The sequence below is a fragment of the Tsukamurella serpentis genome (assembly GCF_054780975.1).
In genome coordinates, this window is the sequence record NZ_BAAGVH010000008.1 from 19434 (window position 1) to 45569 (window position 26136).

Below are 26136 nucleotides of genomic sequence, written 5' to 3' on the forward strand. Positions count from 1 at the left end.
GGTCCGTCTCTTGCGGCCTACAGGCCGCGGGAGATCAGTTCCTTCATGATCTCGTTGGTGCCTCCGTAGATCCGCTGCACCCGGGCGGCGGCGTACATCCGGGCGATCGGGTACTCCATCATGTAGCCGTAGCCCCCGAACAGTTGCAGGCAGCGGTCCACCACCCGGCACTGCATCTCGGTGGCCCAGAGTTTGGCCATCGAAGCGGTGGCGGCGTCCAGGGTGCCCGCGATCGCGAGTGCGATGCAGTGATCGACCAGCGTCCTCCCGGCGAGCACCTCGGCCTTGCACTCGGCGAGTTCGAATCGCGTGTTCTGGAAGTCGGCGATCGGACGGCCGAAGGCCTTGCGCTCCTTGGTGTACCGGACGGCCTCGGTCAGGGCCGCCTCGGCGGCGGCCACTCCCCCGACGGCGATGCTCAACCGCTCCCGGGGCAACTGCCGCATCAGCTGGTAGAAGCCCTGTCCCTCGACCCCGCCGAGCAGGTTCTCCGCCGGGACCCGCATGTCGGTGAACGACAGTTCCCGGGTGTCCTGGCCGTGTTGGCCGATCTTGCGCAGCACCCGTCCGCGCTCGAAGCCGGGCAGTGCGCCGGTCTCCGCCACGAGCAGCGAGATGCCCTTCGCGCCCTCGGCCGGATCGGTCTTGGCGACGATGATCAGCAGGTCGCAGTGGCTGCCGTTGGAGATGAACGTCTTCGAACCGTTGATCACGTACTCGTCGCCCTGTCGGACGGCTGTGGTGCGAACCGCCTGCAGATCGGAGCCGGTGCCCGGCTCGGTCATGGCGATGGCCAGCACCGATTCGCCGGAGGCCGCGCCCGGCAACCAGCGTTCACGCTGCTGCGCGGTGCCGCAGTCGGCGATGTAGTGCGCGCAGATCGTGGAGTGCACCCCGAAGCCGAAGGCGGAGTCCCCGGCGAGCGCCAGTTCCTGCACCACGACCGCATCGTGCCCGAAATCGCCACCGGCACCGCCGAGGGCTTCGGGGAGTTCGGTGCACAGCAGCCCGGCCGCTCCCGCCTTGTTCCAGAAGTCGCGATCCACCTGGTGCTGCTCGGCCCAGCGTTCCTGGTTCGGCGTGGCCTCGCGGCGGAAGAACTCGGCCGCGTGCTCGCGGAGCGCGGTGTGCTCCGCGGTCTCCCACGCGGCGCGGTACTCGGGGAACAGCTCGGACATCGACGACCCTCCATCTGACCGGACAACAAGACCATACACCTGTATAGCGAACTGTCTATTCGTACAGCCGCTGTCGATGGCGGCTAGGCTCTCGCCGGGAGAAGGGAGGGCCAGTGACAGATCTCCCCGCCACCGAGCAGGACCTGACCGCGAAGGCACGGATCCGCAACACCGCCCTGCAGCTGTACGCCGCGCACGGCGAGAGCGCGGTCCCGCTGCGCACCGTCGCCGCCCGCGCCGGGGTCACCGTCGGGCTGGTGCAGCACCACTTCAAGACCAAGGCCGGGCTCCGCGACGCCGTCGAAGCGCAGATCGTGGAGTGCCACGCGCGGGCCATCGCGCAGGTGCCGGACGACGGTCCGCCGGCCGAGGTGGCTGCGGCGCGCGATGCCTCGGTCCGGACGATGCTGGCCGCACATCCGGCCATCGTCGACTACCTGCGTCGCGCCCTGCTGGACCCGAACGGCTCCGACCTGCTGATCCGGCTCACCGACCTCGCCCGCAGCGAGGTGGTGCGGCTGCGCGCGGCGAACCTCGCCAGCACCGACCGGGCCGAGACCGATCAGGTGATCGCGCTCATGGTGCGCCAGCTCGGCACCCTGTTCTTGCAGCCGCTGGTCGACGCGATGTGGGCGCACCTGCAGGGACCACGGGCCGTCACCTCCGGCAAGCCCGAGCTGACGGTGAGCATCGCCCCGATCGGCGAGGACTGACCACAGTCCGACGACGCCGGCGTCACAGCGGCCGCAACCTCAGCATCGACTCAGGTTGCGAGCGGTACTCTGGCCTGCGATGTCCGAGAAAACACTTCCGTATCTGCCCATCTCGACTCGCACGCTGGTGGGCTGGTCGCGCACCACGCCGATCGAGGGGCACGTGCTGTCCACGCCCGACGTGGACCAGATCGCCCGAGCGGTGGCCGTGGTCGCCGATCAGGAGGCCGATAAGCCCTCCTACCTGCGGCGCGGCGTGATCGCGCGCGGACTCGGACGCTCGTACAACGAGTCGGCGCAGAACTCCGGCGGTCTCACCATCGATATGACGCCGCTGAGCGCGATCCACGACATCGACGCCGAGAGTGCGGTCGTGGACGTGGACGCCGGCGTCGACCTCGACACCCTGATGCAGGCGGCACTGCCGTACGGGCTGTGGGTCCCGGTACTCCCGGGCACCCGCCAGGTGACCATCGGCGGCGCCATCGCACACGACATCCACGGCAAGAACCACCACAGCCAGGGTTCGTTCGGCAACCACGTCCTCGAGATGACGCTGCTGACCGCGGACGGCACGGTGCGCACGCTGACCCCGAAGGGATCGACCGACGATCCGAACGGCGAGCTGTTCTGGGCCACCGTCGCCGGGGTCGGCATGACCGGCATCATCCTGCGCGCGAAGATCCAGATGAAGCGCACCGAGAGCGCCTACTTCATCGCCGACACCGAGCGCACCGGCTCGCTGCAGGAGACCATCGACCTGCACCTGCAGGACGGATTCGAGGACGGGTACGAGTACGCGTCCGGCTGGTTCGACGCGATCAGTGCGCCGCCGAAGCTGGGCCGCGGCACGTTCTCCCGCGGCAACCTCGCCACTCTCGACGAGCTGCCGGAGAAGTACCGGAAGAACCCACTGAGCTTCAACAACAAGCCCCTGCTGCGGTTCCCCAACGTCTTCCCCAACGGGCTGGCGAACAAGTTCGACTTCTCGCTGGTCGGCGAGGCCTACTACCGCGCCGGTCCGCCCAGCCGGGGCAAGGCGAAGAACCTCGCGGGCTTCTACCACATGCTCGACGCCTTCGGTGACTGGAACAACGCCTACGGGCGCACCGGCGGCTTCTGCCAGTACCAGTTCATCGTGCCCACCGGCAACGAGCCCGAGTTCATCAAGCTCATCGAGGACATCCAGGCCTCCGGCCACGTCAGCTTCCTCAACGTGATCAAGCTGTTCGGCGACGGGAACCAGGCTCCGCTGAGCTTCCCGTTCAAGGGCTGGAACGTGTGCCTGGACTTCCCGGTCAAGCGTGGTCTCGCCGAGTTCCTCAACGAGCTCGACGTGCGCATCATGGCCATGGGCGGACGGCTGTACACGGCGAAGGACTCGCGCACCACCGCGGAGCGCTTCCACGCCATGTACCCGCAGATCGACGAGTGGATCGCCACGCGTCGCCGGATCGACCCCACCGGAGTATTCATCTCCGACCTGGGCCGCCGCCTCGAACTCGCCTAAGCAACACGAAGGAATCGAATCCCATGAAGAACGCCGTCGGCGTCCCCCAGTCCATCCTGCTGCTCGGTGGCACCTCCGAGATCGGCCTGTCGATCGTCGAGGAGTACCTGGCCAAGGGCACGCAGCGCGTCGTGCTCGCCGCACTGCCGAACGATCCGCTCCGCGAACAGGCCGTCGCCCAGGTCGAGGCGGCCGGCGCGACCTCGGTCGAGGTGGTCGACTTCGACGCCACCGATTTCGACGGACACGCCAAGACCATCGACGCCGCCTTCGACGGTGGCGACATCGACGTCGCGATCGTGGCCTTCGCGCTCGACTTCGACGCCGAACAGCTCTGGCAGGACCAGCGCAAGGCCGTGCTACTGGCGCAGGTCAACTACACCGGCGCCGTCTCGGTCGGCGTGCTGCTGGGCCAGAAGATCAAGGAACAGGGCCACGGCCAGATCATCGCGATGAGCTCGGTCGCCGGTCTGCGCCCGCGCCGCAGCAACTTCGTCTACGGCTCTTCCAAGGCCGGCTTCGACGGCTTCTACCTCAACCTCGGCCAGGCACTGGAGCCCTTCGGCGGATCGGTGCTGGTGGTGCGGCCGGGGATGGTGCGCACCAAGTTCTCCGCACACGTCAAGGAGGCGCCGCTGACGATCGACAAGGAGGTCATCGGCCGCCTCGCCGTGGACGCCGCGATCGCCGGCAAGTCCCTGATCTACGCACCGTCGCCGTGGGGCTTCGTGATGTTCGGTCTGCGGAACGTGCCCCAGCCGATCTTCAAGAAGCTGCCCATCTAGTCTGACCGGCGTGACTTCCCCGCGCACCGGCTCCAGCACCGTCGCCCCGGCAGCGCCGCCCCGAGCCCGGGACCTGGCACTCGACCTGACCGCCGCCGTGATCATCGCGGCGGCGGTCGCCGTCGTCGGGTGGCTCGCCATCCGTTCAGTGGAGTGGCCCGCCTACAGCAGTTCCAACGTGACGCGGGCGTTCGCCACCGTCTGGCAGGCGGTCGCGATCGCCGTACTGGCCGGCTGCGCACTGCTGCTCACCCACGCCCGCCGGACACCGTCGGCGGTCGGACCGTGGCCGGCCCGCGCGGCCCGGTTGGTCTCCTTCGCCACCATCGCCGGATTCGTGACCGTCACCCTGGCACTGCCGCTGGGCGGGACAAAGCTGTACCTCGGCGGCATCTCCGTCGACCAGCAGTTCCGCACCGAGTACCTGACCCGGTTCACCTCCTCGCCGCAGCTCGCGGACATGACCTACGCGGACATGCCGCCGCTGTACTCCCCCGGCTGGTTCTGGTTGGGCGGAAGGCTGGCGAAGCTCCTCGGATTGCAGGGCTGGGAGGCCTACCAGCCCTGGTCGATCATCTCGCTGGCGGTGGCGGCCGCCCTCGCCCTCGCCCTGTGGCTGCTGGTCTGGTCCCCGGCGCGGGCCCTCGCGGCGACGCTGGCCGGCACCATCGCGATGCTCCTCTACGGATCCGCCGAGCCCTACGGCGCCGTCGTCGCCATCCTCATGCCACCGGTGCTGATCATCGCCTGGTACGCCGTTCTGCGCGGACAGCGCGGCGCGATCGCCCTGGTCGGGGTGTACCTGGGGGTCGCGATCTGGTTGTACACCCTCTACCTCGGCGTCGCGGCCTTCGTGGTGGTCCTGATGGGTGTGGTCGCACTAGTCGCCGAGGGCGTACGGGAACGACGTCTCCAGTGGCGCTACCCGGCGCGGGTCGCGGCGATGGGTGTGATCGCGATCGTGATCGGCACCCCGGCGTACGGCCCGTTCCTGCTCCGCGCGGCCCGCGAGGGCACCGATTCCAAGGGTTCGGCCTTCCACTACCTGCCGGAACAGGGGTCGGTGCTGCCGCTGCCGATGTTCCACTTCACGCTGCTGGGCGTCCTCGCGCTGATCGGCATCGTCTGGATCCTGGTGCGAGCGCGGACCTGCCTGCACGCGCAGGCCCTCGGGCTGGCGGTTGCCGGGGTGTACCTGTGGGCACTGCTGTCGATGGTCGCAGCGCCGGCCGGCACCACTCTGCTGGGTTTCCGCACCGAGCCGGTGCTGCACATCCTGCTGGCCTCGGCCGGGGCGCTCGGCGCGGTATCGATGGTGGGCTCGCTCGGCGACGGCTACCCGCGATACCGGCAGGCCGGAGTGGTGCTCGGCGCCCTCGCCGCGGTCGGCGTAGCGCAGACGATCCCCGCACAGCTGGCCGGGGAGATCGCGATCGCCTACTCCGACACCGGCGGCGACGGACAGCGCGGCGACCGCCGGCCCGCGGGAGCGGAATCGTCGTACCGGGACGTCGACGCGGCGATCCTGTCCGCGACCGGGAAACCCCGTACCGAGACGGTGGTGCTCACCGCGGATTACGGCTTCCTGGCCATCTACCCGTACTGGGGTTTCCAGAACCTGACGTCGAACTACGCGAATCCGCTGGCCCACTTCACCGACCGGTCCGCGGCGATCGAATCGTGGGCGCAGCTGGAGCAGCCGGACGATCTGATCCGTGCGCTCGACGAATCCCCGTGGCGGGCGCCGAACGCCTTCGTCTTCCGTCGCTCGGCGGACGGTCTGGCGCTGCGGCTGGCCGAGGACGTCTACCCCAACGATCCGAACGTGCGGCGCTACAGCGTCACCTTCCCGGAGAAGCTGTTCGAGGATCCACGGTTCGCCGTCACCGAGACCGGGCCGTTCGTCGTGATCGTGCGGAAGTGACCCGCATACCCGATACTCGTGTGACTAATGTGGTTACTGTTACAGATGTTGTTAACGTGATTGTTGACCTTTGGTAACTAGTTCACCTTAACGTTCCCCGCATGACCACGCGCCGGAACTTCCTGCGCGCCGGTGCGGCTGCTGTCACAGCAGTCGCGGCCGGCGCGGCCACCACCCGCACCGCCGGCGCCGTTCCCGGCTCCGCCGTCGCAGCCAGCATCGCCGGAACCACCCTGGAGAAAGTCTGTGTACCCGGCCAGGCCCGCGCCGGCGGCTACCGGCCGCTGGTCGACGGTGCCGCCTGGCCGCTGTACGTGCGCCAGGAACTCGCCACCGCCGGATCCGCCCGCGAATCCACCCGGCAGGCACTCGCGTCCTTCGTCCAGCTCACCGACATGCACATCGTCGACGCCCAGAGCCCCGCCCGCTTCGAGTACATCCACCCGATCCAGGGACCGGCGCACCGCCCGCAGGAGACCCTGACCACCCAGGGGGCCGTCGCCCTGGTGCAGCGGATCAACTCGCTGCCCGGCGGGCCGATCACCGGCCGCGCCTTCGACTTCGTCATCACCACCGGTGACAACACCGACAACCGCGAACTCGCCGAGCTGAACTGGTTCCAGACCGTGCTCTCCGGCGGCACCATCGTGCCCAACACCGGCGCCCCGGACCGTTTCGAGGGCCTGCAGGCGCACGGCGCCGCCCTCTACTGGCAGCCCGAGTCACCGTACTGGGACATGTACAAGGACAAGGGCTTCCAGCAGATCCCAGGATTCCTGAGGGCGGCCATCAGCGCCCACACCAGTCCCGGCCTCCGGGTCCCGTGGTACGCCGTGGTCGGCAACCACGACGAGAGCCTGCAGGGCACGCTGCCGCACGGCATCGCGGACTGGCTCTACCTCTCGCCGGTGAAGTTCGACATCCCGCACACCGACCCCGCCGCACTCGCGATCGCCCGCGCCCTGACCACCGACCCCTCGCAGGTCGGCCCCATGCTGAGCAGGCTCAAACTGTCCGGACCGGTGATTCCGGCCACCGTCGACCCGCAGCGCACACCGTTCAACCCCCGCGAGTTCGTGCGCCGGCACTTCGATCCCGCAGTCACCGGCCCCGGCCCCGTGGGGCACGGATTCTCCAGCCCGGACGGCCCCACCTGGTACACCTTCCAGATGGCGCCCGGCGTCATCGGCATCGCACTCGACACCACCAACAACCTGGGCCTGGCCCAGGGCTCGATCGGCCAGAAGCAACTCGACTGGATGGTCGCGCAGCTCAAGGCGCACCCGGATCAGCTCGCCGTCGTGTTCAGCCACCACACCTCGAAATCCATGGGCGCCAAGCTCCCCGACCCCGTCGAGCCCGGGGAGAAGCAGTACGACGGTGCCACGGTGGTGGCCGCGCTGGCCGCCCACCCGAACGTGATCGCCTGGGTCAACGGACACACCCACAAGAACGAGATGATCGCGCACACCGGCGCCACGCCCAAGCAGAGCTTCTGGGAGATCAACACCGCCAGCCACATCGACTTCCCCCAGCTGGCGCGGATCATCGAGATCACCGACAACCGGGACGGCACGCTGAGCATGTTCACTCCGCTGATCGAGGCCGCCAGCCCCACCACCGCGAACCCGTCCGACCTCAGCGCCGCCGGCCTCGCCAGCCTGTACCGCGAACTGTCCTACAACGACATCCACCGCGACGACGACCTGCTCGGCAAACCCGCCGACCGCAACTGCGAGCTGCTGCTGCCGCACCCCCTGCGCTAGAGCCCCCGAGCGGTCAGCGCCTCGCCGAGCAGATCCGCATCGCGGATCAGGCGCACCAACACCGTCGGCAGCACCCGTACCGGGGAGGCCCGCTGTCCACGCGCCCACGCCGCCTCCCGGCTCTGCCGGACCACGTCGATCACCGTGGGAACGGACCGGACGGTGATCGCCACCAGCAACTCCACCCGCGGTCCCAGCAACCGCCCGGCCAGCGCCGCCAGATCACCGGCGCGGGTGGTGAAGACCAGGAGGTTTCCGGCCAGCACGCCCACCACGAGCTGTCCGACCGGGCCGATCGCCGCGTGGGCGCCGTCGGCCGGACCTCGGCTGATCAGGTAGAACGCGGCGAGCACTGCGGCGAACACCAGAGCCGGCCGCAGCGCGCGCCACAGGTGCACCGGACCCAACCGCGCCACCGGGAACAGCAGCGCGACCGCACTCGCGGCAACCGCCAGCGGAAGCGGACGGGGGACCACCGCGAGCAGTGTGACCAGCACCAGCATCGCGACCAGCTTGATCGCGGCCGGCGCCCGGTGCACCGGTGAGGCCCGCGCCACGTACCGCCCGATCATCGGCCGATCACCGCGCCGCGAGGTCCCGGTAGAAGGCCACGGCGTCGTCCGGCGGCGCGTCGTGGACCACGGCACCGTCGTCCATCACCAGCACGCGGTCGAAACCCTCCAGCATCTCCAGGTGGTGGGTCAGCAGGATGACCTGCTGTTCCAGTGCTGCCAGGCGGTCCCGGACCTTGAGCACGTTGCGCAGGTCGAGCAGCGTCGTCGGTTCATCACAGACCAGTACCTCCGGCTCTGTGACCAGTACCGATGCGAACGCGAGCATCTGTTTCTGGCCGGAGCTGAGCAATTGCGCGGGCGCGTCGAGATGATCCCCCAGACCGAACTCGCCGAGGATCCGGGTCACCCGGCCGGCGATCTCGGCGTCCCCGGTCCGGCTGCGCCGGCCGCGCCGCGGACGCAGCGACAGCGCGACGTCCTCAGCGGGAGTGGGCATCACGATCTGCGCGGAGGCGTCGGCGAACATGAACCCGACCCGGCGCCGCACCTGCGCGCGCTCGGCACGCACGTCCATTCCGAGGGTCTCGACGGTGCCCCGGTCCGGGATCACCAAGCCGTTGAAGGTGCGTGCGAGGGTCGACTTGCCGGAGCCGTTCGCGCCGATGATGCCGATCCGCCGCTCGGTCAGATCAGCGGTGATACCGCGCAGCACCGGGCGGCCGTCGAAACCGTGGTGGACGTCCCGGAGCCGGATCATGACCGTTTCTTCGCGATCGCCGGGTAGGCGCGCACCACGGTGACCACCACCAGTGCGGTGATCACGACCTTGATCAGGTCCCCGGGCACGAACTGCACCCCCAGCGTGAGCTTGGCGAACAGACCGGAGCCGGTGCGCCAGCCGAGCCACGGCAGGCCCACGGCGTAGACGATCACCATGAGCCCGATGACGTTCGCGGCACCGACCGCGAGCACGTTGCGCCGGCCCCAGGTGTCCACCAGCCACCCGGTGACCAGTGCACCGATGACTCCGCCCACGAGGAAGCCTCCGGTGGGGCCGGTGAGCACCGCCAGGCCCCCGCGGCCACCGGCGGCGATCGGCAGTCCGATCACGATGAGCAGCACGTACAGCGCCACCGAGGCGGCGCCCCAGGGGAAGCCCAGCAACGATGCGGCCAGCATGAACCCCAGGGTCTGCAGGGTGATCGGCGCGATGCCGCTGATCGTTACGGTGGGCATCGCCAGCACCGCGGTGAGGGCGGTGAAGACGGCGATCAGCGCGAGGTCGCGGGGCGTCGCGCGGTAGGTGGCAGCGTTGAACACGGTTCAAGCCTGGTCGGGGCGCTGCACTACAGTCAAATCCGTGGCCATCAACCGTCAGGACGTCCTGACCTCTGCGATCGGGGTGCTCGACCGGTCCGGCCTGCCGGATCTGACGATGCGTCGGGTCGCCGCCGATCTGGGGGTGGCGCCGGCCGCGCTGTACTGGCACATCCCGAACAAGCAGTCGCTGCTGGCCGGGATCGCGGACACCATCCTCGCGGATCCGTCCCTGGCCGCTGCAGCGTCGAAGTCGCGCATGCGGTGGGACCGGCAGCTCACCGGGTACGCGCACGCCCTGCGGACGGTACTGCGCCGGCACCGGGACGGTGCCGAGGTGGTCTCCGCGTCACTGGCCTCGCAGCTGGGCACCGGCAACCCGCAGGCGCAGATCGCCGATATCGCCGCCTCCGCGGGGGCGGCGCCGGCCGATGCCGGGGCGGTGGCGCTCACCCTGACCCATTTCGTGGTCGGCTTCACCTTCGAGGAGCAGACCCGCGAGACGATGGCCGGCGCGGGTGCGGTGGCCGGTGAGGTGGACCCGACGGCGACCGCCCGCGCCTTCGCCGGCGGGGTGGAACTGATCGTGGACGGACTCCGGGCCCGCCTGGCCGGTTGACGCGCTCAACTCTGCGCGAGGTCCACCGCGCGGTCCACCGCGTATCCGTAGCCGGCCAGACCGCACCCGGCGATCACCGCTGAGGCGATCGGCGAGACGTAGGAGTGCTGCCGGAAGCCCTCCCGGGCGTGCACGTTGGAGATGTGCACCTCCACGACGGGGACCTCCGGAATCACCAGGGCGTCGGCCAGTGCGACCGAGGTGTGCGTCCACGCGGCCGGGTTGATCACGATCGCGGAGAAGTCCCGTTCCCGGGCGAGACCGTGAATCCAAACCAACATCTCGGCTTCATCGTTAGTCTGACGAACTTCCGCTTCGGCGCCGCGATTCCGGGCGCTCCGCGTACAGATCTCGACGACGTCGGCGTACGAGCCGTCTCCGTAGACTTCCGGTTGCCGAACTCCGAGCATGTTCAAGTTCGGACCGTTCAACACGAGAATGCGGGATCCCATAAACTCACAGCGTAGCCGCCCACCTGGCAAAGGAGCCGGGTTAGTTAGCCATGGCGTGCCTATCAGCCGTGCCGGTCATGTAATCTGCAGTGTATTCGCAATCTGGAAGGGAGGGCCCCGATGACTACGTTCGCGGCCAAGCTGAACCAACTCTTCGAGGTCGTGCACCCGGCGGATCGGGGGCCCTACACTTCCTCGGAGTTCTGCAGGATGGTCGAGGAGAACGGTGGCAAGCTGTCCGTTCCTTACCTGTCGCAACTTCGCTCGGGCCGGAGCTCGCGCCCCGCGTACGACATGGTCGCCTCGATCGCGCAGACCTTCGGGGTCCGTGCGGAGTACTTCTCGGACCCGCTCTACGAGCGTGAGGTGCTCGGCGATCTGGAGCTCACCCGTGAGCTCCGCGAGTCGGGCATGCTCGAGATGGCCCGTCGCTCAACCAAGCTCTCGGCGGACCGCCGTGCCGCGCTCGCCGGCCTGCTCGCCGAACTCGAAGAGGCCGACGGCCGGAGCGGCTCGGCCTCGTAGGCCTACCGGCCACCGGCCGACCACCGAGGGGCTCAGCGCACCCGTTCCAACAGGGGGGACGAGGCGTGCTGGGCCCTTTTCGTCACCGCTGCGGTCCATCGAGAGGTCCGCCAACCCGGCGGCGCCTCCAGATCGGCGGCAGTGATCGCCCCGTAGGGCGCCGTCTGGTCCAGCCACTGCGCGACCACCGCCGCGCGGTCGGCCGGCGACCCCTCGGTCAACCGTGCCTCACCGGGACGGGCCAGCATGGCCCATCCGTCCAGGACCACCACCGCGCGGGCCTCCGCCGTCTCCACCCAACCGCCTCCGGGCCGCACCGTCGCCTCCAGATCCGGGAAGAGTCCCTTGACCTGCTCGTACGCGGCCCGGAAGCGGAGCCATTCGTGCGCCGCCACCAGCGTCGACCCCAGCCATGAGGCCATCAGCACCAGGGTCCAGCCGGCGAACGCGGCGCCGAGCATCAGCCGGTTCAGCCGCAGGACCCACACCCCCACCTGCAACTGCTGCAGGAAGAATCCGCCGGCGAGCACGTTCGCGACCGCGACCACCGTCAGCATTACCCCGCCCACGGTGAGGATCCGCAGTTGCAGCCTGCGCACCCGCGCGCGGCGGGACACCCGCCACGCGGACACCGCGACCACCATCGCGGTGACGCCCAGGCAGGAGTAGACCAGCGCCGTCTCGATCGCCAGCCGTACCTCGGCGTCCGGCCCGGTACCGGTCCGCGAGGCCACCGCGATGCCCCAGATGACCGCGCCCACCACGAGCAGTGGGACAGCCCCCACCACCAGCCTGGCGCTGGTGAGCACACCGTCGAGCGCGAAGGCGAAGACGAGGGCACCGAAGCAGGCCACCAGCAGCAGGATCCGCTGCATCGTGATCACTTCCACCTCGTCCCATCCCAGCCGGACCAGGAAGCCGGTGACCACGGGCGTGTCCAGGGTGACCATGACGGCCAGGGCGACGGCGGTCAGCAGTGCCCCGCCGGCCGGTGGGTTCCGATTGGCCTGCCACCGGCCGAGCCGTTCCAGCGCTCCGCCCCACAGGATCGGAGCGACCAGCGAGGCGATCATCCGAGTAGTTCGTCGACCACCGAGTCGACGCGTGCAATCGTGTGCCCGGCCTTGACCCGGCGCACCAGCAACGTGGCGAAGGACTCCGCCTCCTCCTCCCGTTTGGCCGCCCGGCCACTGTCCGGATCGGCTGCGCACCCCTGCTCGTGACCGAGCACCATGTGCCCGAGTTCATGCGCCAGGGTCTGCTCGAAAGTGGCCACACCAGTGGAGACGATCAGCAGGTCACGACTGTCCGAACGCAGCCACATCCCGAACACGCCCACAGCCAGCGGGCGGCGCTCGACGTCGATCCGGCGACCGAGATGCGCGGAGTACGCCGCGACGACGTCGGCGACCGTTCGCGGCCCCGATCCGCCGGGTGGCGTGACCGCTCGCACCACGGCACGCACTGCGCGCGTAGGTCGATCGGTTCCCCTCATGGGTGAAACGATACGACGGATGAACGGCTCGGTGTACAGCAAGCCGTCCAGCGGGACGGTTTTCACAATTCGCCGGAAGTGCCGCCGTTTAGACTCGCGGGGTGCACGAACCGTCCGCCGCGGCCCGCGCCGCCCGCATAACAGCCCGTACCGCCGCGGTCACGGGTCTGCTCGGCGTGCTGCTGGCGCTGCTGACACCGTTCATGCCGGTCCGGCAGAGCACCGCCGCACTGGACTGGCCGCAGCGCGGAACCCTCGAGTCGGTGGCGGCGCCGCTGGTCTCGTACGTGCCGGACCGGATCGAGGTCACGGTCCCCTGTTCCGCACTCGCGCAGTTGCCCGGCGGCACCGGGACCCTGGTCGCCACCGGCCCGAAGGACTCGGCGGACACCGTCCGCCGCGGCCTGAACATCGCCGTCAACGCCGGCCCGGATCAGCGCCGCACGCTCGAGGTCGTGGTCCGCAACACCCCCCTGCTGGTAGTGGACGCCACCGTGCTCGCCGCCCCCGCCTGCGGTGCGATCACCTTCTCCGGTGACACCGACCGGGTCCGGGCCCAGATCACCGGCGTCACCGCCCCCGACGGCTCCGCCCTCGAAGGCGGCAAGGACAACGGCTTCGACTACCGCCCGCAGCTCGTGGGCGTGTTCACCGACCTGCAGGGACCGGTCACCGATCGCACCGGCATCCGCTTCCACGCCGCGATCGACACCCGCTACTCGACGGTGCCGACGATCGCCCGCGGGGTGACGATCGCGCTGGCGCTGCTGCTGATCCTGATCTCCCTGATCACGCTGCACCGGCTCGATTCCGCAGCGGACGGGCGACGGCATCGCCGGGCGCTCCCGGCCGGCTGGTGGCGCCCGACGAAGCTGGACAGCACCGTCATCGCACTGCTGGTGACGTGGCACCTCATCGGTGCCAACACCTCCGACGACGGCTACATCCTGACCATGGCCCGCACCGCCGAGGAGGCCGGGTACACGGCCAACTACTACCGCTGGTACGGCGCCCCGGAGACCCCGTTCGGCTGGTACTACCAGGCCTTCGCCTGGCTCTCCCACCTGTCCACCGCCAGCCCGTGGGTGAGGCTGCCGGCACTGATCTGCGGTATCGCGACCTGGCTGATCATCAGCCGGGAGGTGGTCCCGCGGCTCGGCCGCGCCGCCCGGTCGACCTTCGCCCTGTGGGCCGCCGGCGGTGTCTTCCTGCTGTACTGGTTCGCCTTCAACAACGGGCTGCGACCCGAGCCGGTGATCGCCCTCGGAGCCCTGCTCACCTGGTGCTCGGTGGAACGGGCCATCGCGACCGGCCGGATCCTGCCCTTCGCGGCCGCCGCGATCATCGCCGGCTGGACGGTGGCGGCCGGGCCCACCGGCATCATGACGCTGGCCGCGCTGCTCGCCGGCGTCCGCCCGGTGGGCAGGCGCATCCTGGCCCGCGCGCGCACCAGCGAGATCGGTTTCCGGCTGACGGCCACCGCACTGCTCGCCCCGGTGCTGGCCGCCGGGGTGCTGCTGGTGCCGATCATCTTCTCCAAGCTCACCGCGTCGGCGTTCGTCGCCAAGACCCTGATGCAGTCGGACGTGGGCACCGTCGTCGACACCAAGAAGTGGTACAACGAGATCGACCGGTACTCGGCGCTGTTCACGTTCACCGCCGACGGGGGCGTGGCCCGCCGGTTCGCGGTGCTGGTCACCGTCGGCTGCCTGCTCCTGTCCGGCGCCCTGCTGTTGCGCAAGGGCCGGATCCCCGGCACCAGCCTCGGACCGAGCCGCCGACTGGTGGTGGTCACCCTGGGCGGCCTACTGCTGCTGATGTTCACCCCCACCAAATGGACGCACCAGTTCGGCGCCTTCGCCGGGCTGGCCGGCGCACTCGCCGCGCTCACCGCGGTCGCGATCGCCCCGACCGCGCTGCGCAGCCCCCGCAACCGGGCGCTGTCGGCGGCGGTGCTGCTGCTGCTGCTCGGACTGGCGTTCAGCGGTCCCAACGGCTGGTGGTACGCCGGTAACTACGGGGTTCCGTGGGGCGAGTCGACGGTGCTCGCCCTGGGCACGGTGTTCTTCGTCGCGACCGGGGTCGCGGTCCTGCTCGCCGGCTGGTTGCACTTCCACGAACCGGAGCCGGCGCCGATGCCCGCGCGGATCCGCCGGTTCAGCGCGGCCTTCTCCCGGCAGTCACCAATCACCTGGGCCTGCGGGCTGGTGGTTCTGCTGTGCATCGGGTCGATGGCGGCGACGGTGACGGCCACCCAGTTCTCCTCGTACTCGATCGGCAAGGGCAATCTGCGGGCCTTCGCCGGCCACGGGTGCAATCTCGCCGATTTCGTGCTCACCGAACCCGATCCCACCTCCGGGCTGCTGACCCCGCTGGCCGGTGACCCGCGCGACGGGCTGGCCGGCCCGGGCACCGTCGGGGTCACCCCGGACGGTGTGCCCACCATCATCAACGCCACCACCAGTACCGCCACCGATGACTCCTCGACGTCGCTGGACGCGATGACCCGGTTGCCGCAGGACACCACCTCCGGCCGCAACGACACCCCCGGGATCAACGGCTCGCACATGCGGCTGCCGTACGGGCTCGATCCGGCGCGTACCCCCGTGCTGGGCTCGTACTCCCAGGAGACGCAGGGCCGGGCGAAGATCGTCACCCAGTGGTACCCGCTGCCGGCCCGCGCCGACGACCGCTCCCTGCTGACCATGTCGGCGGCCGGCCGGTTCACCAACGACGAGCTGTACGTGGAGTACGCCACCGACCCGATCACCCCCGGCCGGCAGCCGAAGGTCGCGGGCAAGCAACCGTTCATCGACATCGGCCCCAAGCCGGCCTGGCGGAACCTGCGGATGCCGCGGACGGACCTGCCCGACGAGGCCACCGCGGTGCGGATCGTCGCCGTGGACGACGACCTCGCGATCGACCACTGGCTGGCGGTGACCCCGCCGCGCATGTCGCAACTGGAGACCGCACAGCGACTGGTCGGTTCGACCGACCCGGTACTGCTGGACTGGACCTCCGGGCTGGCCTTCCCCTGCCAGCGTCCGTTCAACCACCGCAACGGTGTCGCGGAGGTGCCGCGCTGGCGGATCACCCCGGACCAGAACCTGTCGCCGGTGACCACCGAGTGGCAGGGCACGCTGGGCGGCGGTCCGCTGGGGTGGACGCAAATGCTGCTCAAACAGGAGAAGGTCCCGGCGTACCTGCGCGGAGACCTCGGCCAGGACTTCGGCGACGTGATGCGACTGGTGCCCTACACACCGGCCCAGGCCGCGGATCTGACGATCGGCGAACGCACCGTCTGGGGCACCCATGTGGAGGCCCCGATCCGCAAGGACCGCACCGACTGACACCGGCAGCCGGGACCGGCGAGAGTCCGACCGCCTGAGAATCAACTGAACGATCGCCCTGGTAGCCGGGCTGTGAGTCGGTTCTCACCCGGCACTGGAATAGCATGAGCATCCGTGTCCGTGCCTACGTCCCGCTCCGAGCAGGAGCCCGGCCCGCAGCGTCGTCCCGCAGCGGCCCCAGCCCGCGCCGCGACCGCGCCCCGCGGTGCCGCGGTCGCACGCCTGGTCGCCGTCCTCACCGGCGCGGTCGGCCTGCTGCTGTGCCTGCTGACCCCGCTGCTGCCCGTCCAACAGAGCACCGCGTCGGTCGACTGGCCGCAGATGCGGCCCGGCGCGCAGACCGCGGACGTGACCGCCTCACTGATCACGCAGTCCCCCGCGGATCTCACGGCGACGGTGCCCTGCGCGGTCTTCGCCGATCTCGCCTCCACCGGTGGGACGGTGCTCTCCACCCTGCCGGTCGGTACCGGCCAGGCTCGTGAGCTGGGCCTCGGTGTCACCGTCGGAGCCCCCGGTCCCGGTCAGGCGGTGACCGTCTCCTCCCGGAACACCGTCATCGCGTCGGCTCCGCTGGACCGGGTCCGGGCCTGCTCGCAATTGCGCCTGTGGTCGAACAACACCGAGGTCGCGGCGCGTTTCGAGGGCACCGACGTGGCCGGGTCCATCGCGACCGAGAACCGTCCGGTGATGGGTGGGGTGTTCACCTCCCTGACCACGGAGCAGACCACCGCAGCCGGACCGGGCCTGCGCCTGCACGCACAGATCGACACCCGTTTCGAGCTCTCCCCGGCACCGGTCAAGACGCTGGCGATCGGGGCCGGGCTGCTGTGTGTGCTCGCTTCACTGTTCGCGCTGTGGCTGCTGGACCGCGCCTTCGGGTACCACCGCCGCGCCCCGCACCGGAGCCTGCGCGCAATCGTGATGCCGCGCCCGGTGGACGGCGCGGTGATCGGCGGCCTGGTGCTGTGGACCTTCCTCGGCGCGGGCAGCTCCGACGACGGCTACATCCTGTCCATGGCGAAGGTGGCGCCCGAGGCCGGGTACACCGCGAACTACTACCGCTTCTTCGGCGCCACCGAGGCCCCCTTCGACTGGTACTACTCGTTCCTCTCGCACTGGGCCGCGATCAGCGCGAACGCACTGTGGATGCGGATCCCGGCACTGCTCGCCGGGATCGTGGTGTGGCTGCTGCTGAGCCGAGTGCTGCTGCCCCGGCTGGGGCCGGGCATCCGCCGTTACCCGGTGGCGACGTGGACGGCCGGCGCGATGCTGCTGGCGTTCTGGTTCCCGCTGAACTCGGGCCTGCGCTCGGAGCCGATCATCGTGCTCGGCACCATCGTGACCTGGGCCGCCGTGGAGCGGGCGGTCGCCACGCACCGGGCGCTACCGGCCGCGATCGCGGCGCTGGCCGCAGGGCTGACGCTCGGCCTGGCACCGCAGGGTGTGATCGCGGTGGCGCTGCTGCTGGCCTCGTCGGCGGCGGTGCTGCGCGTACTGGTGGCGCGACGCAAGGAGGCCGGACTGCTCGCGCTGGTGCTGCCGGTGATGGCGTCGGCGGCAGTGGTCGTGGCGGTGGCCTTCCGGGAGCAGTCCCTGGGCTCGGTCGCCGAGGCGATCCGGATCCGTCTCGAGGTGGGTCCTGCGGCGCCGTGGACCCAGGAGTACCTGCGGTTCTTCTTCCTCACGGTGGAGACAACCGACGGCTCGCTGGTGCGTCGTGTGCCGGTCTACCTGTTCATCATGTGCGTCTTCGTGGCGCTGTTCGTGATGCTGCGCAGTACCCGGATCCCGCGGATCGATCCGGGTCCGGTGTGGCGGCTGATCGGCGCGGCCCTGATCGGCGCGGCCCTGCTCTCGCTCACTCCGACCAAGTGGACCATCCACTTCGGGGTGTACGCCGGGCTCGCGGCGGCGCTGGCGGCGGTCACGACGGTGGCGGTGGTCGAGTCCGCCCGGACCTCCGTCCGCAACTTCACGTTCTTCGTCTGCGGCATGCTCTTCGCGCTGGCGGCGGCGTTCGCCGGGTTCAACCTGTGGTCCTGGCCGATGCTGTGGGGGGTGCCCTGGTTCGACCGGCAACCCGAGGTCGCCGGCCTGACCTTCAGCAAGGCCTTCCTGGTGCTCGCCGGGCTCGCCGGGGCGCTCGCCGCGTGGCAGCACTTCCGGATCGATTTCCGCCGCCGCGGTGAGGGTGGCCTGGTGGGCGAGGAGGGCATCGACGACTCCGCGCTCGAGGACACCGAACTGGCCACCCACACCCGGGCCGAACAGGACCGGGCCCGGCGGGGCCGGCGCCGGTTGCAGCTGGCCTCGCTGCCGCTGGTGGTGGTGCTGGGCATGCTGGTTCTCGGCGAGGGTGCGATCTTCGCCAAGGCCTTCGTCTCCAACCCGGCCACGTACACCGTCGCCAAGGGCAATCTGAACACGCTCCGCGGGAACAGCTGTGGGATGGCGGAGAAGGTGCTGGTGGAGACCGATCCGAGTTCCGATCTCCTCACCTCCGCCGAGGGCCGGCCCGCCGCGCAGGCACTGACCGGCCCTGAATCCCGCGGTTTCCTGCCCGACGGGGTTCCCGGGGAACTCAAGCCGTTGGCGATCAGCTCGGCGCCCGGACAGATCAACATGGCATCGCCCATCACCTCGCCGTTCACCTCCACCGCGGCCACCGCCGGGACCGGCGGCGGGCAGGGCCCGAAGACGATCAACGGCTCCACCGCGGCGCTGCCCTACGGCCTGGACCCGGCACGTACCCCGGTGGTCGGCTCGTACGGTCAGGACGCGGTACCGGCGGAGTTGTTCAGTGATTGGTACACCCTGCCCGCGCGGTCCGCGGACCGTCCACTGGTGGCCTTCTCCGCAGCCGGCGCGATCTCCTCGGTCGGCCCCACCGGCAAGAAGGAGTACGGGCAGCCGGTGACCCTGGAGTGGGCCGAACGGCGTCCCGACGGCTCGCTGGGCGCGCGGGGCGCGATCGACCCGATCGATCCGGGCCCGAACAAGCCGTGGCGGAACCTGCGCATCCCGATGGAGGCCATCCCTCCGTCGGCGAACGTGGTGCGCATCCACGTCCGCGATCCGAACCTGGGCCCGCAGCAGTGGGTGGCGGTGACTCCGCCGCGGGTGCCGCGCCTGCGGACCCTGCAGGACGTGGTCGGCGGGCAGGATCCGGTGCTGCTGGACCTGCTGGTGGGCCAGCAGTTCCCCTGCCAGCGCCCGCTGGGCATCCACAACGGCACCTACGAGCTGCCCGCCTGGCGCATCCTGCCCACCCGCAAGGACGCACTCTCGACGTCGTCGACCTGGCAGGCCCGTGAGGCCGGTGGCCTGCTGACGGTGGCGGAGACGCTGCTGAGCACCACGACACTGCCGACGTACATGACCGGTGATCTCACCCGCGACTGGGGCGATCTGCAGAAGTTCACGCCCCTGTCCGCCGACGCCCCCGCGGCCTCCCTGACGGTGGGCACCGCGACACGTTCGGGTTGGTGGCGTCAGGGTCCGGTGCGGGCACTGACGAACCAGACCGTGAAGACCAACTAGGAACTGCCATGACGAGCGAGAACTCGACGCCGCCCACCGCCACGGCGGCCCTCGACCGGACGCCGCCCGAGCAGCGCTACCGGAAGTGGCGGATCGTCGCCGCGGTGGCCGGCCTGCTGGGCTTCACCCTGGCCATCCTGACGCCGTTCCTGCCGGTCAAGGAGACCACCGCATCGGTGCAGTGGCCGCAGAACGGGCGGGTGGCAGGCGTCGACGCCCCACTGGTCTCGTACGCACCGGTGCAGATCGACGTCGCACTGCCGTGCACCCTAGTGAACGCGCTGCCGCCGGGCGGGGGAACGCTGCTGCGGACCCTGCCGGCCGACGGTCCCCGTCCGGGTCTGCAGGGCCTGACCATCAGTGCCGATGCCAAGAACGTGATCATCGCCGACCGTGACGTGGCGCTGGCGACGGCCAACCGCGCGGATGTGGCCCGGGCCGGCGCTGGCTGCGCGATCAGGTTCGTCTCCACCCCGGAACGCACCACCGCGCAGTTCACGTCGATGCCGGAGAACTCGCAGACGCCGAACCAGTTGTCGATCACCGTCGACGATCCGAATCTGCGGCCGCAGATCACCGGCTTCTACACCGACCTGCCGGAGTCGGTTCCGACCACCGGTATCGAGGTCTCGACGCAGGTGGACACCCGGTTCAACACGTCCCCGTCGACGATCAAGCTGATCGCCATCGTGGTGGGTATCGCCGCGACCGTGCTGTCGCTGGTGGCGCTGGGTTTCCTGGACCTGCGGGACGGGCGCGGTCACGTGCGGATCATGCCGCCGGGCTGGTTGCGGCCCCGGCCGGTGGACTTCACGGTGATCGCGGTGCTCGGCATCTGGTGGCTGATCGGGCCGAACACGTCCGACGACGGCTACCAGATCACCATGGCCACACAGGCCGAGCACAGCGGTTACCTGATCAACTACTTCCGCAGCTTCGGTGTGCCGGAGAACCCGGTGGGCTGGAACGACTACCTGTTCACCGCGATCTCGCAGTTCTCCACCGCGGCGCCGGCGATGCGGATCCCCGGCCTGGTGATGGGGCTGCTGACCTGGCTGGTGATCTCCCGGGAGATGATCCCGCGGCTCGGTCGCGCGGTGCGTAACAATCCGGCGGCCCTGTGGGCCGGTGCGGGCGGCTTCCTGCTGATCTGGCTGCCGCTGAACAACGGTCTGCGGCCCGAGCCCGCGGTGGTGCTGTTCTCGCTGCTGACCTGGGTGTCGGTGGAGCGGGCGATCGCCACCGGCCGGTTGCTCCCGGTCGCGATCGCGGTGCCCAGCGCGGCGTTGTGCGTCGGTGCCGCCCCGGGTGGCCTGATCGCGGTGGCGGCGCTGCTCGCGGCCTCGCGGCAGATCATCACGCGGATCGTCAAGCGGCGCCGCCGAGACGGCCTACTGCCGGTGCTCGCGCCGATCCTGGCCTCGGGCATGGCGTACCTGTTCTACGCCTTCTACACGCCGACGGCGGCGGCGTTGCTGGAGGCGATCACGGTCAAGGGGGTCACCGGTCCCACGCTGAACTGGTACGAGGAGGGGGTCCGGTACTACTACCTGATGCTCGAGACCGAGGACGGTTCGGTGGTGCGCCGCATCGGTGTGCTCACCGCCTTCCTGTGCCTGCTGACGGTGCTGGTGTTCATGCTGCGCCGCAAACGTCCGGCGGGGATCTCCTCGGGTCCGGTGTGGCGGCTGATGGCGGTCTTCTTCGCCACCATCGTGCTGCTGGCCTTCACCCCCACCAAGTGGACGCACCACCTGGGCCTGTTCGCCGGTTACGCCGCCGGTATCGCGGCGGTCGCCGCCACCTTGACGATGGCACCGATGATGCGCTCGAAGCGCAATCGGGTGTTCTTCGCGGCGGCGGCGCTGTTCATCGCAGCGATCTCGTTCGCCGCCCGCAACGGCTACTACTGGGTGGGCACCTACGGCATCCCGTGGAACAACATGCCGCCGATGCTGTTCGGGGTGAAGTTCTCGTGGGTGCTGTTCCTGGCCTCGGTGATCACCGCGCTCTACGGCCTGTGGCTGCACTACCGGCGGGACTACGCCCCCGAACCCACCAGCGCACGATCGCGGGCCGTCCCCACGCTGGCGATCCTGACCATGGCGATGGTCCTCTTCGACGTCTCGACCGTGGCCAAGGGCGCCTACGCCCAGCGCGGTAGCTTCTCCTGGGCCGCATCGAACATCAATGCGCTGCAGGGAAACACCTGCTCGATGGCGAACAACGTGCTGCTGGAGCAGGATGCGAACGCCGGACAGCTCCGGCCGGCGCCGAGGCCCGACGGTTCGGTGCCCTCCCCGGAACAGGCGCTGGCGGGCCGGTCCACCGGTTTCACCCCCACCGGTGTGCCCGGCTGGGCGTCGCCGACCGGATCGAACCCGGCTCACAACACCGACGTCACGAACGTCGACCAGCCGGAAGCGGTGGGCGGGAAGCGCAATCCCGATTTCAAGAAGGACGGGGTGCCGCTGCCCTTCGGGTTGGACCCGAAGACCACCCCGGTGCTCGGCTCGGCCGGGGCGACGGGTCTGGCGAACGTCACCACCGACTGGTACGCACTCGGCACGGTCACCGATCGCACGCCGCTCGTGACGATGTCGGTCGTCGGGCCGGTGGCGGCCACCGGGATCAAGGGCATCAAACGCGATGGCCGCACCCTGTTCCTGGAGGCGGGTAGACGCGAGCCGGGCGGCCAGGTGCGGGCGCTGGGCAGAATGGTGCCGATCGACGCCTGGGCCAACAACAACTGGCGCAACCTGCGCTTCCCCACCGCGGATCTGCCGCCGGGCACCGACACGGTGCGCGTGGTGATCGACGATCGGGTGCCGTCCCCGGATTCGATCGCGTTCACGCCGCCGCGGTTGACCACCATGCGCACCGCGCAGGAGGTCTTCGGCCGGGACACCCCGGTACTGCTGGACTTCATGGTGGCCTTCGCCTTCCCGTGCCAGCACCAGATGCGCGCGGTCAACGGGGTCTTCGAGCGTCCCGAATACCGGATCTCCCCGGACTTCGGCGCCACACTGTCGACGTCGAACACCTGGCAGGGCTGGAAGACCGGTGGTCCGCTGGGCGTGACCGATGCGATGTTCCACGAGCAGGTGGTGCCGAGCTACCTGGTGGGCAAGTGGGAGATGGACTGGGGCACGATCACCCGGTTCACGCCGTGGACCAAGGCACAGCCGGCGCAGGTGCAGATCGGTAGCACCGTGCGCAACGGCTGGTACACGCCCGGCCCGATGCGGTCGGCGCCGTACTGACCGGCACCGTCGATCGGACACTGCGACGGCCCGTCCGCGCAGGTAGTCTGGGCGCATGGCCGGGCCCGGGGACCGTCGGATCGAACCGCTGAGCGCACGGACTCTGCGACCCTCGTTCTCGGTGATGGCCCGTGCCTTCGCGGACGACCCTCTGCTGCGCTGGATCCAGCCGGTCCGGCTGACCGACCGGCTCACCTTCGCGGGTACCTACCTGGCCTCGCACGGCGCGGTGGGCTGCTCCGATGTGCTCTTCGACGGTGCGCTGATGACCGGTGCCGCGTACTGGGATCCGCCGGGCTACACGCCCTCGGTGTTGCGCCGACTCGCCGCGATCCCGGTGCTCGCCGCCGGAGTGTCGACGGGGCTGCGCCGCGGAGCGGTGTTCGCCCGCGCGGTCGCCGAACGACGCCCCACGGAGCCGCACTGGTACCTGTCCTCGCTGGGCGCGACCACTCCGGGCCGCGGCATCGGCTCGGCGTTGCTCGAGCACGGGATCGAGCGGTTGACCGGGCCGGCCTATCTGGAATCGAGCAATCCCCGCAATGTGCCGCTGTACCGGCGGTTCGGCTTCGAACCGCTGGCTCCGATCCTGCTTCCCGGCGGGCCGGAGTTGATTCCGATGTTCCGGCCCGCCGGGTAGCGACTACTTCGCGGGCTCGGCCTCCTCGACCTCGATCGGCCCGGAGTTCTCGGCGTCGTAGGCGTCGACGGTGACCAGCTCGGCGGTGTGCTCCGGGTGGTACAGGTCGGCGGGGACCTCACCGTCGGAGTAGACCGGCACGTCGTCCGAGGGCAGCACGTCGGTGCGCTCGTCGGTCACGGCGAGGGTGTTGGCGTGCCAGCGCATGCGTTCGCCGAGTTGCTTGCGGTGCGCGCGCTCGGCGACGATCAGCGGATCGTGCCACAGGTCCATCATCAGAGCGGCACACATCCCGACCATCACCACCAGGAAGGGCGCCGCGGCGATGATCGCCATCTGCTTGATACCGGTCAGAGCGTCGTCGCCGCTGACCCACAGCAGCAGCGCGGCAACGGTTCCGGTGAGTACACCCCAGAAGATGGTGATCAGCCGGTTCGGTTCCTCGGCGCCGCGCTGGGAGAGCGTGCCCATCACGATCGACGCCGAATCCGCTCCGGAGACGAAGAAGATGCCCACCAGCAGCACCACCAGGAAGGCGGTGATCATCGGCCACGGGAGGTTGCCGAGCACGTCGAAGAGCAGGACCTCCTCGTTCGCGGCCTTGCTGACCGCCTTACCGGCCTGCTCCTGATTGATCGCGGTTCCACCGAAGATGGCGAACCACACCAGCGACACCAGGGTCGGCACGGCCATCACGCCGATCACGAACTCACGGATGGTGCGGCCACGGGAGATCTTGGCCAGGAACAGGCCCACGAACGGGGTCCAGCTGACCCACCAGGCCCAGTAGAAGATGGTCCAACTCGCGAGCCATTCACCGGCATCCGGCTCGTTGGCGGCCGAGCGTGCGGACATGTCCATGAAGTCGGCGGCGTACGCGCCCAGCGAGGTGGGCAGCAGGTTCAGGATGAACACCGTCGGGCCGACCACGAAGACGAACAGGGCGAGCACCAGTGCGAGCACCATGTTGATGTTCGAGAGCCACTGGATGCCCTTGGCGATCCCGGAGATGGCCGAGGCGACGAAGGCCAGGGTGAGCAGTGCGATCACGGCCACCAGCAGCAGCTTGCTGGATCCGTCTGCGGCCCAGCCCAACCGTTCGATGCCCGCGCCGACCTGCGCGGCGCCGAGTCCGAGCGAGGCGGTGGTGCCGAACAGTGTGGCGAAGATGGCGAGGATGTCGATGACGCGGCCTCCGACGCCGTGCCCGCCGGTGCGGTTGAAGACCGGCGCGAAGACCGAGCTGATCAACTGGCTCCGGCCGCAGCGGAAGGTGCTGTAGGCGATGGCCAGGCCCACCACGGCGTAGATCGCCCAGGGGTGGAAGCCCCAGTGGAACATGGTGGTCGCCATGGCGACGGCGACGTCGTGACTGCTGGTTCCGGGGGGAGCGCCCACGAAGTGGTAGATCGGCTCGGCCGCGCCGAAGAACATCAGGCCGATTCCCATACCGGCGCTGAACATCATCGCGATCCAGGAGACGGTGCGGTATTCGGGCTTCTCGCCGTCGCGGCCGAGCGGGATGCGGCCGAATCGGGAGAACGCCAGGAACGCCGCGAACAGCACGAAGAAGCTCGCCGAGATCAGGAACAGCCATCCCAGATCGGTGATGATCCAGTTGAGGATGTTCGAGGTGGTCCGCTTCATTCCGTTCGAGTCCAGGAAGCCCCAGACCACGAAGGCGAGGACCGCGGCTCCCGTCACGCCGAACACGACCCAGTCGGTCGAGCGGCGGTTCTCCGCCTGAATAGTTGCAGTAGCCATGATCCCACTAGATCACAGTAGTCATGGCGTCGGTCAAATCTCGGACGAAGCGATGCCGCCCGCACCACCGCTCACCAAGGTGTTCTCCCTCGCGGTCCGTCAGGAGGACGGGACCACTGAGCGCACCCAGCTCTCCAGGCCGCGCGGATTGCGCGTCTGCAGGAGCACACGTCCCGGACCGGTGAACTCGAAGACCATGCCCTCACCGGATTTCATCGACTGGATCCACTTGCCCTGGACCGCGCGACGCATGGTGAACCGCATCCCGAGGTCGTAGGCCACCACGTGCCCGGTGTCGATCACGACCTGCTCCCCGGCGCGCAGATCGACCACGTCGATCGCCCCGTAACAGGCCACCAGGACCTCACCCTGCCCGGCCACCTGCAGGCCGAAGGCGCCCTCTCCGCCGAACAGCGTTTTCGCACCGCCGAACTGAGTGGTGGTCTGGATCCCGTACGAGCTGGCCAGCCAGCCGCCGCGGGTGATGTAGTACGGCCGATCCGGCATGATCTGCAGTACCGCGATATCACCGGGAAGCGTGCCGGCCACGTCCAGCCAGCCTCCGGCCGGCGGCGCGGTGAACGTGGTGACGAAGAACGACTCGCCGGAGAGCAGGCTGCGCTTGAGCCCCTGCATGAGGCCGCCCTGAGCCTGCGCTTGCACCTGCATGCCCGCGGAGTGGGCGACCATCGCGCCCGACTCCACGGTCATGGGCTCGTTGGGGGCGAGCTGGCATCGGGCCATCGAGAACGAGGGATTGTGACGGAGCTCTACCTGCAT

20 protein-coding genes are annotated in these 26136 nt (G+C 69.6%); 11 read left to right on the forward strand and 9 right to left on the reverse strand.

The features are described 5' to 3' along the window. Positions 1-17: 17 nt before the first annotated feature. A complete protein-coding gene (locus ACYVHG_RS14655; protein ID WP_461168213.1) occupies positions 18-1178 on the reverse strand; it encodes an acyl-CoA dehydrogenase family protein in 1161 nt (386 codons plus the stop codon). A 113-nt stretch (positions 1179-1291) separates the two neighbouring features. On the opposite strand from ACYVHG_RS14655, the gene ACYVHG_RS14660 reads away from it, so the two are divergent. The 5 genes from ACYVHG_RS14660 to ACYVHG_RS14680 all read left to right on the forward strand — a co-directional run bounded on the left by ACYVHG_RS14660 (position 1292) and on the right by ACYVHG_RS14680 (position 7876). Beyond that, entirely contained in the window at positions 1292-1891 is a 600-nt protein-coding gene (locus ACYVHG_RS14660; RefSeq protein WP_461168214.1) for a TetR/AcrR family transcriptional regulator, read from the forward strand. Between the two features lie 79 nt (positions 1892-1970). Beyond that, positions 1971-3401 (forward strand): FAD-binding protein, encoded by a 1431-nt coding sequence (locus tag ACYVHG_RS14665; RefSeq protein WP_461168215.1) that lies wholly within the window; start codon positions 1971-1973, stop codon positions 3399-3401. A gap of 23 nt (positions 3402-3424) precedes the next feature. Then, positions 3425-4186, forward strand: a complete 762-nt coding sequence (locus ACYVHG_RS14670) for a decaprenylphospho-beta-D-erythro-pentofuranosid-2-ulose 2-reductase (RefSeq protein ID WP_461168216.1) — start codon at positions 3425-3427, stop codon at positions 4184-4186. A 1-nt stretch (position 4187) separates the two neighbouring features. Next, a complete protein-coding gene (locus ACYVHG_RS14675) occupies positions 4188-6110 on the forward strand; it encodes a galactan 5-O-arabinofuranosyltransferase (protein WP_461168272.1) in 1923 nt (640 codons plus the stop codon). Between the two features lie 101 nt (positions 6111-6211). After that, complete coding sequence (locus tag ACYVHG_RS14680; protein WP_461168217.1) at positions 6212-7876, forward strand: TIGR03767 family metallophosphoesterase; 1665 nt, start codon at positions 6212-6214, stop codon at positions 7874-7876. Here ACYVHG_RS14680 and ACYVHG_RS14685 read toward each other — a convergent pair. From ACYVHG_RS14685 to ACYVHG_RS14695, 3 genes are read right to left on the reverse strand one after another with little or no spacing between them, the layout of a single operon-like run. After that, positions 7873-8448 carry a CbiQ family ECF transporter T component gene (locus tag ACYVHG_RS14685; RefSeq protein WP_461168218.1) on the reverse strand — a complete coding sequence of 192 codons (576 nt, stop codon included), beginning with the start codon at positions 8446-8448 and terminating at the stop codon, positions 7873-7875. The genes ACYVHG_RS14680 and ACYVHG_RS14685 overlap by 4 nt on opposite strands. A gap of 7 nt (positions 8449-8455) precedes the next feature. Further along, positions 8456-9148, reverse strand: coding sequence for an energy-coupling factor ABC transporter ATP-binding protein (locus ACYVHG_RS14690; RefSeq protein ID WP_461168219.1), 693 nt, complete (start codon positions 9146-9148; stop codon positions 8456-8458). Continuing rightward, positions 9145-9711 carry a biotin transporter BioY gene (locus ACYVHG_RS14695; RefSeq protein WP_461168220.1) on the reverse strand — a complete coding sequence of 189 codons (567 nt, stop codon included), beginning with the start codon at positions 9709-9711 and terminating at the stop codon, positions 9145-9147. The genes ACYVHG_RS14690 and ACYVHG_RS14695 overlap by 4 nt, the downstream gene beginning before the upstream one ends. A gap of 40 nt (positions 9712-9751) precedes the next feature. On the opposite strand from ACYVHG_RS14695, the gene ACYVHG_RS14700 reads away from it, so the two are divergent. Continuing rightward, the gene (locus tag ACYVHG_RS14700) at positions 9752-10327 is read left to right on the forward strand and encodes a TetR/AcrR family transcriptional regulator C-terminal domain-containing protein (protein WP_461168221.1); all 576 of its coding nucleotides are present in this window, start codon (positions 9752-9754) and stop codon (positions 10325-10327) included. Positions 10328-10332: 5 nt separating this feature from the next. On the opposite strand, the gene ACYVHG_RS14705 is transcribed toward ACYVHG_RS14700, so the two are convergent. Continuing rightward, positions 10333-10779: a type II 3-dehydroquinate dehydratase gene (locus ACYVHG_RS14705; protein WP_461168222.1), complete on the reverse strand. Its 447-nt coding sequence runs from the start codon at positions 10777-10779 to the stop codon at positions 10333-10335. A 120-nt stretch (positions 10780-10899) separates the two neighbouring features. Here ACYVHG_RS14705 and ACYVHG_RS14710 point away from each other — a divergent pair, with 120 nt between their 5' ends. Continuing rightward, entirely contained in the window at positions 10900-11304 is a 405-nt protein-coding gene (locus ACYVHG_RS14710; RefSeq protein WP_461168223.1) for a transcriptional regulator, read from the forward strand. Positions 11305-11336: 32 nt separating this feature from the next. Here the strand turns inward: ACYVHG_RS14710 and ACYVHG_RS14715 are convergent, their stop codons facing one another. Continuing rightward, the gene (locus ACYVHG_RS14715) at positions 11337-12377 is read right to left on the reverse strand and encodes a hypothetical protein (RefSeq protein WP_461168224.1); all 1041 of its coding nucleotides are present in this window, start codon (positions 12375-12377) and stop codon (positions 11337-11339) included. Then, positions 12374-12799: an ImmA/IrrE family metallo-endopeptidase gene (locus ACYVHG_RS14720; RefSeq protein ID WP_461168225.1), complete on the reverse strand. Its 426-nt coding sequence runs from the start codon at positions 12797-12799 to the stop codon at positions 12374-12376. Before ACYVHG_RS14720 ends, ACYVHG_RS14715 begins: the two co-directional genes overlap by 4 nt. A gap of 101 nt (positions 12800-12900) precedes the next feature. Between ACYVHG_RS14720 and ACYVHG_RS14725 the strand changes: the two genes are divergently transcribed. The 4 genes from ACYVHG_RS14725 to ACYVHG_RS14740 all read left to right on the forward strand — a co-directional run bounded on the left by ACYVHG_RS14725 (position 12901) and on the right by ACYVHG_RS14740 (position 23592). Then, positions 12901-16149, forward strand: a complete 3249-nt coding sequence (locus ACYVHG_RS14725; RefSeq protein WP_461168226.1) for an arabinosyltransferase domain-containing protein — start codon at positions 12901-12903, stop codon at positions 16147-16149. Positions 16150-16263: 114 nt separating this feature from the next. Beyond that, the gene (locus ACYVHG_RS14730) at positions 16264-19689 is read left to right on the forward strand and encodes an arabinosyltransferase domain-containing protein (RefSeq protein WP_461168227.1); all 3426 of its coding nucleotides are present in this window, start codon (positions 16264-16266) and stop codon (positions 19687-19689) included. An 8-nt stretch (positions 19690-19697) separates the two neighbouring features. Beyond that, positions 19698-22952 (forward strand): arabinosyltransferase domain-containing protein, encoded by a 3255-nt coding sequence (locus ACYVHG_RS14735; protein WP_461168228.1) that lies wholly within the window; start codon positions 19698-19700, stop codon positions 22950-22952. Positions 22953-23007: 55 nt separating this feature from the next. Then, positions 23008-23592, forward strand: coding sequence for a GNAT family N-acetyltransferase (locus tag ACYVHG_RS14740; protein WP_461168229.1), 585 nt, complete (start codon positions 23008-23010; stop codon positions 23590-23592). Between the two features lie 3 nt (positions 23593-23595). On the opposite strand, the gene ACYVHG_RS14745 is transcribed toward ACYVHG_RS14740, so the two are convergent. Together ACYVHG_RS14745 and ACYVHG_RS14750 are read right to left on the reverse strand one after the other, a co-directional pair. Continuing rightward, on the reverse strand, positions 23596-25356 hold the full coding sequence (locus tag ACYVHG_RS14745) for a BCCT family transporter (RefSeq protein ID WP_461168230.1): 1761 nt from the start codon (positions 25354-25356) through the stop codon (positions 23596-23598). A 99-nt stretch (positions 25357-25455) separates the two neighbouring features. Further along, on the reverse strand, positions 25456-26136 hold the full coding sequence (locus tag ACYVHG_RS14750) for a TIGR00266 family protein (RefSeq protein WP_461168231.1): 681 nt from the start codon (positions 26134-26136) through the stop codon (positions 25456-25458).

Excerpts from the sequence above, each read along its gene's own strand:
- ACYVHG_RS14655 (WP_461168213.1), bottom strand. The coding sequence starts at position 1,178 with ATGTCCGAGCTGTTCCCCGAGTACCGCGCCGCGTGGGAGACCGCGGAG.
- ACYVHG_RS14665 (WP_461168215.1), top strand. The coding sequence starts at position 1,971 with ATGTCCGAGAAAACACTTCCGTATCTGCCCATCTCGACTCGCACGCTG.
- ACYVHG_RS14670 (WP_461168216.1), top strand. The coding sequence starts at position 3,425 with ATGAAGAACGCCGTCGGCGTCCCCCAGTCCATCCTGCTGCTCGGTGGC.
- ACYVHG_RS14680 (WP_461168217.1), top strand. The coding sequence starts at position 6,212 with ATGACCACGCGCCGGAACTTCCTGCGCGCCGGTGCGGCTGCTGTCACA.
- ACYVHG_RS14685 (WP_461168218.1), bottom strand. The coding sequence starts at position 8,448 with ATGATCGGGCGGTACGTGGCGCGGGCCTCACCGGTGCACCGGGCGCCG.
- ACYVHG_RS14690 (WP_461168219.1), bottom strand. The coding sequence starts at position 9,148 with ATGATCCGGCTCCGGGACGTCCACCACGGTTTCGACGGCCGCCCGGTG.
- ACYVHG_RS14705 (WP_461168222.1), bottom strand. The coding sequence starts at position 10,779 with ATGGGATCCCGCATTCTCGTGTTGAACGGTCCGAACTTGAACATGCTC.
- ACYVHG_RS14710 (WP_461168223.1), top strand. The coding sequence starts at position 10,900 with ATGACTACGTTCGCGGCCAAGCTGAACCAACTCTTCGAGGTCGTGCAC.
- ACYVHG_RS14715 (WP_461168224.1), bottom strand. The coding sequence starts at position 12,377 with ATGATCGCCTCGCTGGTCGCTCCGATCCTGTGGGGCGGAGCGCTGGAA.
- ACYVHG_RS14720 (WP_461168225.1), bottom strand. The coding sequence starts at position 12,799 with ATGAGGGGAACCGATCGACCTACGCGCGCAGTGCGTGCCGTGGTGCGA.
- ACYVHG_RS14735 (WP_461168228.1), top strand. The coding sequence starts at position 19,698 with ATGACGAGCGAGAACTCGACGCCGCCCACCGCCACGGCGGCCCTCGAC.
- ACYVHG_RS14740 (WP_461168229.1), top strand. The coding sequence starts at position 23,008 with ATGGCCGGGCCCGGGGACCGTCGGATCGAACCGCTGAGCGCACGGACT.
- ACYVHG_RS14745 (WP_461168230.1), bottom strand. The coding sequence starts at position 25,356 with ATGGCTACTGCAACTATTCAGGCGGAGAACCGCCGCTCGACCGACTGG.
- ACYVHG_RS14750 (WP_461168231.1), bottom strand. The coding sequence starts at position 26,136 with ATGCAGGTAGAGCTCCGTCACAATCCCTCGTTCTCGATGGCCCGATGC.